Origin of the sequence: Mycolicibacterium tokaiense, assembly GCF_010725885.1 — a bacterium.
Lineage (GTDB): Bacteria > Actinomycetota > Actinomycetes > Mycobacteriales > Mycobacteriaceae > Mycobacterium > Mycobacterium tokaiense.
The window spans coordinates 262,739-276,215 of the sequence record NZ_AP022600.1; the positions used below are offsets into that span (position 1 = coordinate 262,739).

Here is a 13,477-nt window from a genome sequence, read left to right on the forward strand (position 1 = left end):
CCGTCAGAGCTGTGGCCCCTGGTTGCGCAGCTCGTCGACCTCGGTCATGGCGGTGCGCAGCTTGGCCAGCCACTCCTCGGTGTGCTCGCCCACCAGCCGCACCGACCACGCCAGGGCGTCCGAGCGGGACCGGGCCACACCCGCGTCCACCAGGGTGTCGAGGACCTGCCGCTCGGGCTGCTTGAGCCTGGTCATCACCGGAACGGCGATGTGGGTGAACAGGATTCGCTCGGTGGTGTCACCGTCGGCCACCTCGACCCCCCAGGAGACCTTGCGGCGGTAGCGGTCTTCGGCCTCGTCGGCGATCCGCATGCGATCCGAGCGGGTCTGCTCGCGGAAACGGGCCACCCGGCCGGAAGCGCGGGCCTTGGAGTCGTCGCCGTCGGCCGGCAGCCGGCCGATGACGGTGATCTCTTCCTTGTCGACGGACACCTGGGGGTCGCCGTCGAACCAGTCAGCGGGGAGCCGGCCGGCGAACCAGTCGGCGGCGTCGGCAGCGTCGGGCTGCGGACGGGAATGATGATGCCTTCTCATGCTTACATGATTACACCGTTACAGCACGGGTGGCGCTGTGTTCGCCGCGGGCGAACCCCCTGCGCACGACAACCGGCGGCCTACGCTGGAAGCGTGACCGGACCGAATCAGGGCAGTTGGCAGCCCGACCCAGAAGGCCGATACGACGTTCGCTGGTGGGACGGATTCCAGTGGACCGATCAGGTACACCACCAGGGGCAGCAGTTCACCGCCCCACTCGGGGCGCCACCGAGCTCGCAGGCTCAGAGCGCGCAGTCGCAGGCCCAGCCGGTTCCGCAGGCGCAACCGGTGGCGCTGGGCCCGGCTGCCCAGGGTGACGGCTTCGCCGGGATCAGCGGCGATCTGGTCGACGGGCGCTTCAGCGAGAAGGAATCGCGGCCCATCGCCAACCAGAACATCAAGATGCTGCGGGTGCGCCTGGGCGAACCGTTCATGGCGCGGCAGGGCTCGATGGTCGCCTATCAGGGCAATGTGGACTTCGAGTACGAGGGCAGCGGCGCCGCCAAGTTCCTGAAGAAGGCCCTCACCGGCGAAGGTCTGCCGCTGATGCGGTGCACCGGCCAGGGCGACGTGTTCCTGGCTGATCGCGCCTTCGAGGTCCACCTGCTGCAGATCACCGACTCCGGGCTGTCGATCAGCGGCAAGAACGTGTTGGCCTTCTCTCAGAGCCTGGACTGGAACATCGAACGGGTGCGCGGCGCCAGCATGGCCGCAGGCGGACTCTTCAACACCACCTTCCGCGGCTCCGGCTGGGTGGCGCTGACCACCGACGGCCCGCCGGTGGTGCTCAACGCCGCCGAGGCACCCACCTTTGCCGACACCAATGCGATCGTGGCGTGGTCGGCGAGCCTGCAGACGCAGCTGAAGACCAGCTTCAAAGCCGGGGCCCTGATCGGCCGCGGCTCCGGTGAGGCCGTGCAGGTGTCGTTCCACGGCAACGGTTTTGTGATCGTGCAGCCGTCGGAGGGCGTACCGATCCCTAGCCAGCCGTAGCGGCCCGGCGGGCCCGGAACACCTTGGTCTCGCCCTTCACGCCCTTGAGGTGCTTGCCCCCGGCGAAGGACCAGTCGTAGCCGGGGGCGTCGCCGATCGCCTCCCGCGCCGCCTCGGTCACCAGCACCGCCCCCGGGCGCGCTGCCCCGGTGACCCGGCTGGCCAGATTCACCGGCGCGCCGAACCAGTCGCCGGCGCGGCTGACCGCCTCACCGAACGACACCCCCACCCGCAGCCGCGGGAAATCCTGGATCTCCTGGGCGGCCTCACAGAGGGTGACCATGGCGTCCAGCAACAACACCGGGTCCGGGCAGACCAGCATCACCGCGTCGCCGATGGTCTTGACCAGCCGCACCGGCGGCACGGCGACATCGCGGGCCAGGTCTGCCAGGTGGTTGGCCAGCCGTTCCAGCTCTTCGGGTTCGACGGCCTCGCCCAGGCGGGTGAACCCCACCAGGTCGGCGAACGCGACGCCCACCTCGCGTGCGCCCGGCAGCGGCGCACCCGCGGCCCGTTCACTGGCGCTCACGGCCTCGGTCTCCATCGAGTGGCGCAGTTGCAGCAGCAGCATCTCGCGCACCAGCTCACCGAGCAGCGGCTCGACCTGGACCACCAGTTCCTCGAGCCGCTGCGCGATCTGCAGTTCGGTGGCCCCCGGTTGCAGCACCGCGGCCATCCCGGTGTAGCGCATGACCTCAGCCGCGGTGGCCAATCCGTCAGCCAGCGTGCGGGTCACCTGCACCAGGTTGTCCGGGTCCAGGCCCAGTTCGACACACTGCTGCAGCACCGCGGCGATGTGGCCGTCGGCGCGCAGGAACACCGGCGCATCAGGGCTCTCCACCCTCGGCAGCCCCGCGGCCCGCTGGAGTCGTTGCACGAGTTCGAGGTCCATCCCGGTCTCGTCACTGATCTGCCGGGTGGAGACATAGGTGCCGTCGTCGCCGATGATGCGTCGCGGCGCCAGCAACATCGGCGAGAACGAGTTGCGGATCTGTTCGGCGGTGATGCCGCGCTGCTGCAGCCAGGCGATCAGCTCAGCGCGTTCGTCACTGCTCTCGTCGGCCACCTGAGAAAGGTACAACGCCTGGTGGAAGTACAGAGCCTGGTGAGGGTGCGACGCGGGCCTGGCGCACAGCGGGAGCGGTCGACGGGGCCAGCAGATCGGCCGGATCCTCCGGATAGCGCACCACCACGGTGGCGGTGTCGACGAACCGGTACGGCCGCCCCGCCACGATGCCGGTGAATTGTTTTCGCAGTCGCGACATCTCGGCCCGCACGGTCACCACCCGGGTGGGATCACCGTAGAGGTCGGCGGCCAACGCCGGCGCCGAACGCCCCTCGGGATGGCGCGCCAGGATCAACAGGATCTCCGCGTGCCGCAGCGAGATGTCGTGGCGCCAGCTACCGAACTGTCCCGCCATCTCCAGCACCGGCGAGCCGGTCAGGTCCAGCGTCACCCGCAGGTCGGAGGCTTCCACGTCCTCACCCGCCACCCGGACCAGCCATCCGCCGGGCAGCAGTTCGATGTCGCACATACCCAGCGGCGGAACCCAGGCGCGGCCGGGGGCCAGCTCCTCGGGCAACAGGATGCGGTTGTGCAGCGGCAGCGAGTCGACGGCGGCCACCCAGCCCTCGGTGTCCACCGCCAGCGCCGGCGCACCGATGCGCGCCAGAATCGGTGCGGCGACCGTGCGCAGCCGGTTGAGAGTGCGGTCATGCTGTTCGCGCAGATGCGATTCCGCCAGCCGGGCCACCACATCCACCAGGGCGACGGTGGTGGGGTGCACGGTGGCGGCCGGCCCGGAGACGTCGACGACGCCGAGCACCTGGCCGGTGCGCGGGTCGCGGATCGGAGCGCCGGCACACGTCCACGGGTGGTGGCTACGTAGGTAGTGTTCGGCGCAGAAGACCTGCACAGCGCGGTGCGACGCCAGGGCGGTGCCGATTGCGTTGGTGCCCACCGCCGACTCGCCCCAGTGCGCCCCTTCGACGAAACCGAGCCGATCAGCGTTGGACAGCACCTGCGGTGAGCCGGTGCGCCACAGCACGCGGCCCTGGGCGTCGGCCACCACCAGGATGTTGTCCCCATCGGCGACAAGCGATTCCAGCCCCCGCGACACCTCGTCGAGCACCGCCATCAGCCCCGACTCGCGGCGCAGTGCATCGATGGCACCGGCCTCCACCACCGGCGGGGTGTGCTTGTCGGGGTTGATGCCCTTGGCCTTCATCCGCTGCCACGAGTCCCCGATGACCGATCGCGGCCGAGCCGGGGCCCGGGCACCGGCCATGGTCGCGTCGTAGACAGCCGACATCAACCGCGCGTAGCTGCGCGGGTCTTCGCCGACGGCGACGGCGGGTTCAGGCACGGGCATCGCCTGTGATTGTGCTCCCGGTCACATCGAAGCGCCAGCGCCGCAGGTCAGCCCTCACCGGTAAACCAGGCCGCCGTCGATCAGGACCGACTGTCCGGTCATGTAGTCCGCATCCGGTCCGGCCAGGTATGAGACGAACCCGGCGACGTCCTCGGGCGTCTCGGCCCGACCGAGCGCGATGCCGCCGACGTACTTGTCGTAGGTCTCGCCGACGGCCGCGCCGGTCAGGTCGGCGAACCGCTGGTCGATCTCCACCCACATGTCGGTGCCGACCACCCCCGGGCAGTAGGCGTTGACGGTGATGCCGTCGGCGGCGTACTCCTTGGCGGCGGCCTGGGTGAGCGCCCGGACGGCGAACTTGGTGGCGCTGTAGACACCGAGCATCGCGAACCCGTCGTGACCGGCGATGGAGGAGGCGTTGATGATCTTGCCCTTGGTCTTCCGCTGCCGGAACCGGGTGCCTGCGGCCTGGATACCCCACAGCACCCCGTCGACGTTGATCGACCAGATGCGTTGCAGCTCTTGCGGTGTGACCTCGGAGATGGGACCGACCAGCGCGACACCCGCGTTGTTGACCATGATGTCGAAGCCGCCGAGGGCCTGCTCGGCGTGCTCGACGGCCGCGAACACCTGATCCCGATCCCCCACGTCGGCAACAAAGGCGGTGGATTTCTGCCCGATCTCGGTGATCTCGTCGGCGACGGTGTTGATGCCGTCGGGACGGACGTCCACCAGAGCGACGTCGGCGCCGTCGCGGGCCAGTCGCAGCGCGATGCCCCGGCCGATACCGCGGCCGCCGCCGGTGACCAGGGCCACCTTGCCCGTGAGTGTCATGATGCTCCTTCGATACTGGGGTCCACGAGGACCTTCATCTTGGTTCCGGCGTGCAGGGCCTCGAACCCTTCGTCGATCACGTCTTCGAGTGCGATCGGAGTGACCCAGCCGGTGGTGTCGTAGGCACCCTGGGCCATCAGGTTGATCACCGCCTCGAAGTCGGCGCCGGTGTAGCACAGCGAGCCCTGGATTCGGGACTCGTTCATCACCAGGTTGAGAAGTGGTGTGGTCAGGGGCTTTTCGTAGATCGCCACGCTCACCATCGGCTTGCGGGCCCCGACGCAGGCCAGTGCCGTCTGCACCGCAGGCTGCACCCCGGCGGCGTCGAACACCGCGTCAGCCTTGCGGCCACCGGTGTGGTCGGCGATGAACTCCGGCACGTCGAGCTGGGAAGGATCCAGGGTCCTGGCGCCGAGGTGCTCGATGGCGGCGCGCCGGGTGGCCGACGGCTCCACCACGAACACATCGTCGATCCCCTTGCCGCGCAGCGCAAACCACAAGCCGATGCCGATGGGGCCGGCGCCGAACACCATGGCCGTGTCCCCGGGTGTGGTGTCGCCGAGGGTGGCGGCGTGGTAGGCCACCGACATCGGTTCCACCAGTGCGCCGAGTTCCAGGGACACAGTGTCGGGCAGCCGGTGCAACATGTGGACCGGAACCACCGAGTACTCGGCCATGCCACCGTCGGACATCAGGCCGTGGAACCCGATCTGCGCGCAGATGTTGTAGTTGCCGGCCCTGCACGCCGCGCACTCGTGACAGGTGTACAGCGGCTCGACGGCCACCCGGTCACCTTCGGACCAGCCCGTCACCCCGTCGCCGACGGCGGTGATGGTGCCGCTGAACTCGTGCCCCAGCGTCAGCGGCAGCTCCTGGTGGGTCAGCGGATGCGGCGAGGTGGGCACGAAGATCGGACCGGCGTAGTACTCGTGCAGGTCGGTGCCGCAGATGCCGTTGAACCCGACGCGGAGCTTGACGGTGCCCGGTGCGGGGTCCGGTTCGGGGATCTCGGCCACTTCGACCTTGTTGGGTCCGTGGTACACAGCTGCTCTCATGCCGCCATGTCTATGTGACCGCCGACACACGGCGAAAGAGTTGCAGGGGGTTGCGTCGGACGGCTGCAACGGTGCGCAACTCTTGCTGCGGGTGGCGCTCGGGGTGTGCCCTGGGTCACATGACTACCACTCTTGAACCTTCCGTTGATCTCAGCCCGCAGCAGCGGGTCGACGCCTGGCTCGCCGATTTCGAGGCCGCGCTCGCCGTCCGCGACGTGCCGCGCGCGGCCGCCAAGTTCGCCACCGACAGCTTCTGGCGCGACCTGGTGGCCTTCACCTGGAACATCAAGACCGTCGAAGGCCGCGACGGTGTGGCCGACCTGCTGACCGAACGCCTGGCCGACACCGATCCGTCCGGGTTCCGCACCCGGGAGGCTCCGGTGCAGGAGGGTTCCGGGGAGGAGGCAGTCACGTCCGCGTTCATCGAGTTCGAGACCGGCGTCGGCCGTGGCATCGGGCACCTGCGCCTCAAGGGCGACGAGGCCTGGACCTTCCTGACCGCGCTGCAGGAACTGAAGGGACACGAGGAACGCAAGGGCCCCTCGCGGGTGATGGGCGCGGTGCACGGCAGTGATCCCGACCCGCGGTCCTGGGCGGAGAAGAAGGCCGAGGAGGACGCGTCGCTGGGGCGCACCGTGCAGCCCTACATCCTGGTGGTGGGCGGCGGACAGGGCGGCATCGCGCTGGGCGCACGGCTGCGCCAGCTCGGGGTGCCTGCCCTGGTGGTCGACAAGCACGACCGGCCCGGGGATCAGTGGCGCAAGCGCTACAAGTCGCTGTGCCTGCACGACCCGGTCTGGTACGACCACCTGCCCTATCTGCCGTTCCCGCAGAACTGGCCGGTGTTCGCGCCGAAAGACAAAATCGGCGACTGGCTGGAGTTCTACACCCGCGTGATGGAGGTGCCGTACTGGTCGAGGACGTCGTGCACCTCGGCGCGGTATGACGGCGAGCGTTGGACGGTCGAGGTGGACCGCGACGGCGAGAAGCTGACCCTGCACCCCACGCACCTGGTGCTGGCCACCGGGATGTCGGGCAAGCCGTCCATCCCGACGCTGCCCGGCCAAGACGAGTTCGCCGGCGAGCAGCATCACTCCTCGGCGCACCCGGGCCCGGATCGCTACGCCGGCAAGAAGGTGGTGGTGATCGGGTCCAACAACTCCGCGCACGACATCTGTAAAGCACTGGTGGATAACGGGATCGACACCACGATGGTGCAACGCAGCTCGACCCATATCGTGCGCTCGGATTCGCTGATGGAGATCGGGCTGGGTGACCTGTACTCCGAACGCGCCCTGGCTGCGGGGATGACGACGGAGAAGGCGGATCTGACCTTCGCCTCGTTGCCGTACCGGATCATGCACGAATTCCAGATCCCGCTGTACGACCAGATGCGTGAGCGCGACAAGGACTTCTACGACCGGCTGACCGCCGCGGGTTTCGAATTGGACTGGGGCGACGACGGTTCGGGCCTGTTCATGAAGTACCTGCGGCGCGGGTCCGGGTACTACATCGACGTCGGCGCCTGCGATCTGGTGGCCGACGGCACCATCAAGCTGGCCCACGGCCAGGTGTCGCACCTGACGTCGGATTCCGTGGTGCTGGCCGACGGCACGGTGTTGCCCGCCGACGTGGTGGTGTACGCCACGGGGTACGGCTCGATGAACGGCTGGGCTGCCGATCTGATCGGTCAGGACGTCGCCGACAAGGTCGGCAAGGTGTGGGGCCTGGGCAGCGACACCACCAAAGATCCCGGTCCGTGGGAGGGCGAGCAGCGCAACATGTGGAAGCCCACCCAGCAGGAGAATCTGTGGTTCCACGGCGGCAATCTGCACCAGTCCCGGCACTATTCGCTGTATCTGGCACTGCAGCTCAAGGCGCGCTACGAGGGCATCCCGACGCCGGTGTACGGCCTGCAGGAGGTGCACCACCTGTCGTGAGCTGGGGCTTGTGGAGTCTCACCGGCGCTGGCCGCCGGTGAGGCTCCACATATCGCCCTGGTAAACAGGTAACCGTGTGGCGGTGGGTCATCGGGGTGGCGACGTTGGTGGTCGTCACGTTGATGGCCGGCTACGTGGTGATGAATGCGCGCACGGTCCAGTTGGCCGGCGAGTTGGTATCCCGCGTAGACACGACCGACAAGGTGGTGGCCCTGACGTTCGACGACGGCCCGAGTGCACACGCGCCGGAGGTGCTGGACATGCTGGCGGCTGCGAAGGTGCCGGCGACCTTCTACCTCAACGGCGCCGACTTGGACCGGCATCCCGCCGAGGGCAGGGCGATCGCGGAGGCCGGGCACGACATCGGCAATCACACCTACACACACCGGCGGATGGTGCTGGTGTCACCGACGACTGTCGCCGACGAGATAGAGCGCACCGATGCGGCGATCGCGCGAACCGGCTACCAAGGTCCGGTCACCTTCCGTCCGCCGTTCTGCAAGAAGTTGTGGACGCTGCCGCGGTATCTGGCCGAGCATGATCGCGTCAGCATCACGTGGGATGTCGAGCCCGATTCCGCCGGAAACCCTGACACTGCAACGATTGTCGACGAGACGGTGGGTTCGGTACGCCCCGGGTCGATCATCCTGCTCCATGTGATGGCGGACTCCCGGGCGCCGTCACGGGCTGCGGTGCCGCAGATCATCGAGCGACTGCGCGCTGACGGCTATGACTTCGTGACGGTCAGCGAACTGCTGGGCCGATGAATGTGCAAGGCCTGCCGCCCATCGTCGGCGGTGCACCCACCGTGTTGTTCCTGGGCAACGCGCCGAGTGTGCTGTCGCTGGCGCATCAGCAGTACTACGGCAATCCGCGCAACGCCTTCTGGACCATCACCGGTGCGCTGTACGGGTTCTCCGCGTCAGCGCCATATCCGGAGCGGACGGCCGCCCTGATCAACCACGGCGTGGCGGTGTGGGACGTGCTGCGGTTCTGCCGACGCGCCGGCAGCCTGGACTCAGCCGTGGAGCCGGACAGTATGGTGGCCAACGACTTCGGTGCGTTCTACCGCGAGTATCCCACCATCACCCGGGTGTTCTTCACCGGCGGAGCGGCAGAGGCCAACTACCGCAGGCTGGTCGGATTCGACGACGCGCGCCGGTTCATTCGGTTGCCTTCGACCAGCCCGGCGCACACCATGCCCGTCGCGCAGAAGCTGGCGGCGTGGCGGGAGGCGTTGCAGTGACCACCTATGGGTCATCGCCGGGGTCGATGATCCGTTCCGGGTGGTGCAGGTTGTTGGTGCGGGACTGACCGCAGTCGAGGTGTGGCGGCGGTATCCACTCCGTCACACCGTCGTCTGGGCGGTTGCGGGTGGTCCAGCCGGTGGTCTCCACCATCCGATTGTTCGGCCCGCACGCCAACGTCAGGTCCTCGATGTCGGTGCGCCCGCCGTCCTTCCAGTCCTGGTTGGCGTGATGCACCTGGGAACGGTAGGCGCTGGCGGTGCAGCCGGGCATGGTGCAGCCGCGGTGTTTGGCCAGCAGCATCAGGCGCTGGGCGAGGGTGGCGGTCCTCTTGGCGCGGCCCAGGTGCAGGGGCAGGCCTTTCCCGTCGAACAGCGCCAGCCACGGCCGGGAGTGGGCGGCGAACTTCAGCACATCGGCGATCGGCAGCCTCGTGCCGCCGGCAGTCAACCCGTGGCCGGTGCCCTTCTCCAGATCGGTCAGACTCACGGTGATGACCACGTTCGCGGGCAGGCCGTTGATGGTCCCGGTCGGCTGCGTGGTGAGCAAGCGTTGGCACAGAGCCAGCAGCGCATCGTGGTTCCGTTTGCCGGCGGTGCGGGTGTCGTTGCGTATCTGCTCTTCGGTGGGTTCACCCTCGAGGCAGGGATTCTCATCAGCCGGGTTGCACATCCCCGGGGCGGCGTTGCGCTCCAGCAACGGCTCCAGAGTCGCCCACGCCTCCGGCGTCAACAACCCTTCGAACGGGCGCATCCCGTCCGGGCGCTGCTTACCCACCCGGATATAGGCCAGGGCTTGACGGTCTTCATCGGAGAGCTCCCCGTCCTGGTTCAGCAGATACAGCATCTGCGCTGCGGCTGTCCGGAACGCTTCGGGGCCGAGTTCGCAGGCATGCTGGGCCAACTGGGCCTCGGCGTTCTCCCGGGTCTGAAAGTCCACGAAGCCGGGCAGCTCACGGAAAAACCACCGCAGATGCTTGATGTGCTCGGCGCCGATCAACCCCTGCGCCTGACCGCGCGCAAACCCCGGCATCGAGGGTGACATCGGCTCACCGGTCAGCGAGGTCCGCGGCCCCAACAACGCCGCCTCATCCAACCGGCGGCGCGCCTCCGAGCTGGAGATCCGCAACCGCTGCGACAACACCGCCGCGTAACTCTTCGCACCCAAGGCCACCGGTGAACTCTGAGACGTGATCCGCTGATACACCCGATGATCGAACACCGGCTGCGCGCGGGTGATGGCTTCACGGCGCTGCTGCAGCGCCAACAACTCGGCATCGGAGAACGCGTCGATCGACAACCGATTCATCCGGGCGGTCAGCTCTTCGATCTGCGCCAGGGCAGCCAGCATCGCCTCCCGGTCTGCGACTGCCGATCTGCCCATGCCTCGAACATACGGGCGACCACCGACATTTAGATTGAGTGAGTGCTCGCGGACAGCCAGGCTACCGACTGGAACCTTCTGGGATTCCTGATTTCTGAGTGGCTGTCGCGGCACAACCTGCGCGATTCTGGTGTCCCTGTTCGGGAACTTGGAGCCGACTGATGGTTGGACTCCTGCTTATGGAATGTCTGGGCTATGCCAGCCTCGATCGCAGGTTAACCACCCACTTGATCGAAAGGACATGGCATGGAACTGATCCTAGGCATTGATGTCGCCTGCAGGGCTGCTCATCAAGCGTCCCTGGCGCGCCCTGACGGGACCTTCGTCTGGACAGGTCGGCGATTCTTCACTCGCCCCGATGAACTCGAGAAGCTCTGGACCGCTTGCGGACTAAAGAAGCGCGACACCGTACGCATCATCATGGAACCCACCCGCAACGCCTGGGCGCCGTTGGCATCGTGGTTCCGCCACCGAGGTGCACGAGTGTCCATGGTTCCCACGACGCAATCTGCCGATCTACGAGCCTATTACTCCAAACACGCCAAAAACGACCACCTCGACTCCAAAATGCTGGCCCGGCTGCCACTCCTGCACCCCGAAGGATTGCGCGATCACACCGGCGGCGGCCCGGCTGAGCCACTGCGCCGGATCGTCAAAATCCGATCATCCATCGTCAAACGCCGCACCGCGGTCTTTCAACGCCTCGATGCCCAACTGGAGTTGCTCGGCCCGGCCTGGTACGACGCCTTGAGTGCCCGATTCGGCAAGACCGCCCTAGAACTGCTGGCCCGCTACGCCGATCCCAACACAGTGATCCGCCTCGGACATGCACGGCTGACCCGATTCCTGATCCGCCACTCCCGCGGCGCCTGGCGTGAAACCTACGCCACCGCGATCCTCGCTGCAGCTCGGGAATCGTTGCAGCTGTGGGGCTCTGGCGACGACGCGCGCATCGATTTCGCCGAGTTGGCCGCCGATATCGCCGTAGAAGCCGAACAAGCCCTTGCGTTGACCGAACAAATCGACGACCTCGATGAACGAGCCGCCAACCTCTACGCCGAAGCCGACCCCAACGGCATCATCGCCTCCGCGCCCGGCGTCGGTCCGATCATTGGCGCCGTCATCGCCGGCCGTCTCGGGACCCCACCGATTCCACTCGTTAGCTGCCATCCGCGCCTACTCCGGGCTGATTCCCAAGCTCAACCAGTCCGGGCAAACCCATCAACAGACCGGATTGACCAAGGCCGGCGATCCGCTGCTGCGGGAAGCGCTCTTCGCCGCCGCCGATCATGCCCGCAAGACCGATCCCCAGTTGGCCGCCAAGTACAAACGGCTCATGCAAACCGAGCGTCATCATGACTCAGCGCTCTGCCACATCGCCACCATACTGCTGACCCGTATCGCCACCTGCCTCCGCACAGGTCAGCCCTACAAAATGCGGGATATCGACGGCCGACCCATCCACGCTGACGAAGGCCGAAAATTGGTCACCGCCCACCACCGCGTCGACCAGAAGATTCGAGTCAAGGCCGCCGACACCCGCCGCACACAGCGACTCAAAGGAAGGACGGGCCGGGGACAACAGGAGTCGCCAAGCGCTCCAATCCACCGGCCCGTCAACCACAGTCTAGAAGCCGCCTCATGACTTGACATCGCTTAGGAACTCAAAGATCGGCGCGATGTGACGTCAGATAACCAAGTGGCACAAGGGATTCAGCTGACTGGCGGGCGACGGTCGGCCCACGGTCGGTCGGCCTCGATCTCGGCGGACAAGGCCAGCAAGGTGGCCTCGTCGTAGGGGCGGCCCACCAACTGGATGGATAGCGGCAGGCCGTGGCGGTCGAGCCCCCACGGCACCACCGCAGCAGGCTGCCCCGTCGCGTTGAACGCAGCCTGGTACGGCGTACGCGCGGCGACCAGCGACAGCGTCGACACCGCACCGAGGCGGCGATAGGCACCCACCCGGGACGGCCCGGTCGCAGTACCGGGGGTGATCACCACGTCAACGTCGTCGAAGATCGACAACACCCGCGCGGAAAAATCTGCTTCGGCCGCACGGATTTTCGCGAGACGGGCATCGGAGATCATCCGGCCGATCCGCGCCATACCGCGGGTACGGGAGTCGAGCCGCTCGGCGTGCGGGAGGGTGCGCACGTCGTCGTAGATGCCGCGGAAGTACCGCGGCAGCACGTGTCCGTACACGCCGGTCTTCGGGTAGTCGATCTCCCGGACGATGACGTTGTGGCCGAGTTCGCGCAGCAGCGCGCCGGCCTGATGGACCGCGGCGCGCTGTTCGGCGTCGCGGTGCGCGGTCACCAGCGGAGGAACGTTGACGCTCAACGCGATTCGCAACCGATTGGGCGGTCGCGACGCCGCTCGCACAAAACCACCCTGGGGGCCGGGCATCGCCTTGTCGCACGTGACGTCGAGGAACAGCGCGGCGTCCTCCACCGTATGGGCCAGGGGCCCGTAGACCGACATGCCGCACCAAGCGTCGTCGTGCGGGGCCAGCGGCACGCGGTCGCGCTGCGGTTTGAGACCGTACAAACCGCACCACGTCGACGGGATGCGAATCGAACCCGCCCCGTCGGAGCCCAGCGCGATGGGTGCCAGCCCCGCGGCCACAGCGGCCGCACTGCCACCGCTGCTGCCACCGGGGGTTCGGGCCAGGTCCCATGGGTTGTGGGTGGCGCCGTAGGCGATGGTCTCGGTGAACGGCCAGATCATCATCTCTGGCACGGCGGTCTTGCCCAGGATCACCGCACCCGCATCACGCAGCAGTCGCACCACCTCGGCGTCGCGGGTGGGTGCCGGCCCGTGGGCGTTGCTGCCGTAGGTTGTGGTGGCTCCGGCGACATCGACGTCGTCCTTGATGGCGATCGGTACGCCCAGCAACGGGAGTCGCTCCCCCGCGTCGAGGCGCTCCTGGGCCGCCGCGGCCTCGGCCCGAGCCTGGTCGGCGAACACCGTGCGGTATGCCCGCAACTCAGGGTCGAGCCGGTTGATCCGGTCCAGGTAGAGCTCGGCCAGCTTCGGCGCGGTGACGGCTCCCGTGGCCAGCATGCGTGCCTGCTCGGCGGCCCCGGCGAAGGCCAACTCGATGTTGTCCATCGGCGCAG

General features: G+C 67.6%; 12 protein-coding genes and 1 pseudogene. 6 read left to right on the forward strand and 7 right to left on the reverse strand.

Annotation, left to right across the window (positions count from 1 at the left end; genetic code table 11):
- Positions 1-3 precede the first annotated feature (3 nt).
- A complete protein-coding gene (abmR, locus tag G6N58_RS01220; protein ID WP_115280067.1) occupies positions 4-534 on the reverse strand; it encodes an ATP-binding transcription factor AbmR in 531 nt (176 codons plus the stop codon).
- Positions 535-627: 93 nt separating this feature from the next.
- Between abmR and G6N58_RS01225 the strand changes: the two genes are divergently transcribed.
- Complete coding sequence (locus tag G6N58_RS01225; RefSeq protein ID WP_172545017.1) at positions 628-1,527, forward strand: AIM24 family protein; 900 nt, start codon at positions 628-630, stop codon at positions 1,525-1,527.
- Here G6N58_RS01225 and G6N58_RS01230 read toward each other — a convergent pair.
- From G6N58_RS01230 to G6N58_RS01245, 4 genes are read right to left on the reverse strand one after another with little or no spacing between them, the layout of a single operon-like run.
- Positions 1,514-2,626, reverse strand: a complete 1,113-nt coding sequence (locus G6N58_RS01230; RefSeq protein ID WP_407664183.1) for an adenylate/guanylate cyclase domain-containing protein — start codon at positions 2,624-2,626, stop codon at positions 1,514-1,516. The genes G6N58_RS01225 and G6N58_RS01230 overlap by 14 nt on opposite strands.
- Positions 2,574-3,899, reverse strand: a complete 1,326-nt coding sequence (locus G6N58_RS01235) for a GAF domain-containing protein (protein WP_170314324.1) — start codon at positions 3,897-3,899, stop codon at positions 2,574-2,576. The genes G6N58_RS01230 and G6N58_RS01235 overlap by 53 nt, the downstream gene beginning before the upstream one ends.
- Positions 3,900-3,953: 54 nt before the next feature.
- Positions 3,954-4,733 (reverse strand): acetoin reductase, encoded by a 780-nt coding sequence (locus tag G6N58_RS01240; RefSeq protein WP_115280065.1) that lies wholly within the window; start codon positions 4,731-4,733, stop codon positions 3,954-3,956.
- Complete coding sequence (locus tag G6N58_RS01245) at positions 4,730-5,788, reverse strand: 2,3-butanediol dehydrogenase (RefSeq protein ID WP_115280064.1); 1,059 nt, start codon at positions 5,786-5,788, stop codon at positions 4,730-4,732. Before G6N58_RS01245 ends, G6N58_RS01240 begins: the two co-directional genes overlap by 4 nt.
- Positions 5,789-5,907: 119 nt before the next feature.
- Between G6N58_RS01245 and G6N58_RS01250 the strand changes: the two genes are divergently transcribed.
- From G6N58_RS01250 to G6N58_RS01260, 3 genes are all read left to right on the forward strand, one after another.
- Entirely contained in the window at positions 5,908-7,728 is a 1,821-nt protein-coding gene (locus tag G6N58_RS01250; protein WP_115280063.1) for a flavin-containing monooxygenase, read from the forward strand.
- A 122-nt stretch (positions 7,729-7,850) separates the two neighbouring features.
- On the forward strand, positions 7,851-8,495 hold the full coding sequence (locus tag G6N58_RS01255) for a polysaccharide deacetylase family protein (RefSeq protein WP_115281899.1): 645 nt from the start codon (positions 7,851-7,853) through the stop codon (positions 8,493-8,495).
- Positions 8,492-8,974: a DNA-deoxyinosine glycosylase gene (locus G6N58_RS01260; RefSeq protein ID WP_115280062.1), complete on the forward strand. Its 483-nt coding sequence runs from the start codon at positions 8,492-8,494 to the stop codon at positions 8,972-8,974. Before G6N58_RS01255 ends, G6N58_RS01260 begins: the two co-directional genes overlap by 4 nt.
- Positions 8,975-8,978: 4 nt before the next feature.
- On the opposite strand, the gene G6N58_RS01265 is transcribed toward G6N58_RS01260, so the two are convergent.
- On the reverse strand, positions 8,979-10,358 hold the full coding sequence (locus G6N58_RS01265; RefSeq protein WP_115280061.1) for an HNH endonuclease signature motif containing protein: 1,380 nt from the start codon (positions 10,356-10,358) through the stop codon (positions 8,979-8,981).
- A 246-nt stretch (positions 10,359-10,604) separates the two neighbouring features.
- Between G6N58_RS01265 and G6N58_RS31285 the strand changes: the two are divergent.
- Both G6N58_RS31285 and G6N58_RS31290 read left to right on the forward strand, forming a co-directional pair.
- Positions 10,605-11,027 (forward strand): annotated as a pseudogene (locus G6N58_RS31285) (IS110 family transposase); the annotation flags it as partial.
- 364 nt (positions 11,028-11,391) lie between these two features.
- Complete coding sequence (locus tag G6N58_RS31290) at positions 11,392-12,003, forward strand: transposase (protein WP_232068066.1); 612 nt, start codon at positions 11,392-11,394, stop codon at positions 12,001-12,003.
- A gap of 68 nt (positions 12,004-12,071) precedes the next feature.
- On the opposite strand, the gene G6N58_RS01275 is transcribed toward G6N58_RS31290, so the two are convergent.
- On the reverse strand, positions 12,072-13,469 hold the full coding sequence (locus tag G6N58_RS01275) for an amidase (protein WP_115280060.1): 1,398 nt from the start codon (positions 13,467-13,469) through the stop codon (positions 12,072-12,074).
- Positions 13,470-13,477 lie beyond the last annotated feature (8 nt).

What these genes read in the sequence shown, in the direction of transcription:
- abmR (WP_115280067.1), bottom strand. Translation starts at nt 534, where the DNA reads ATGAGAAGGCATCATCATTCCCGTCCGCAGCCCGACGCTGCCGACGCC.
- G6N58_RS01235 (WP_170314324.1), bottom strand. Translation starts at nt 3,899, where the DNA reads ATGCCCGTGCCTGAACCCGCCGTCGCCGTCGGCGAAGACCCGCGCAGC.
- G6N58_RS01240 (WP_115280065.1), bottom strand. Translation starts at nt 4,733, where the DNA reads ATGACACTCACGGGCAAGGTGGCCCTGGTCACCGGCGGCGGCCGCGGT.
- G6N58_RS01245 (WP_115280064.1), bottom strand. Translation starts at nt 5,788, where the DNA reads ATGAGAGCAGCTGTGTACCACGGACCCAACAAGGTCGAAGTGGCCGAG.
- G6N58_RS01250 (WP_115280063.1), top strand. Translation starts at nt 5,908, where the DNA reads ATGACTACCACTCTTGAACCTTCCGTTGATCTCAGCCCGCAGCAGCGG.
- G6N58_RS01255 (WP_115281899.1), top strand. Translation starts at nt 7,851, where the DNA reads ATGGCCGGCTACGTGGTGATGAATGCGCGCACGGTCCAGTTGGCCGGC.
- G6N58_RS01260 (WP_115280062.1), top strand. Translation starts at nt 8,492, where the DNA reads ATGAATGTGCAAGGCCTGCCGCCCATCGTCGGCGGTGCACCCACCGTG.
- G6N58_RS01265 (WP_115280061.1), bottom strand. Translation starts at nt 10,358, where the DNA reads ATGGGCAGATCGGCAGTCGCAGACCGGGAGGCGATGCTGGCTGCCCTG.
- G6N58_RS31290 (WP_232068066.1), top strand. Translation starts at nt 11,392, where the DNA reads ATGAACGAGCCGCCAACCTCTACGCCGAAGCCGACCCCAACGGCATCA.
- G6N58_RS01275 (WP_115280060.1), bottom strand. Translation starts at nt 13,469, where the DNA reads ATGGACAACATCGAGTTGGCCTTCGCCGGGGCCGCCGAGCAGGCACGC.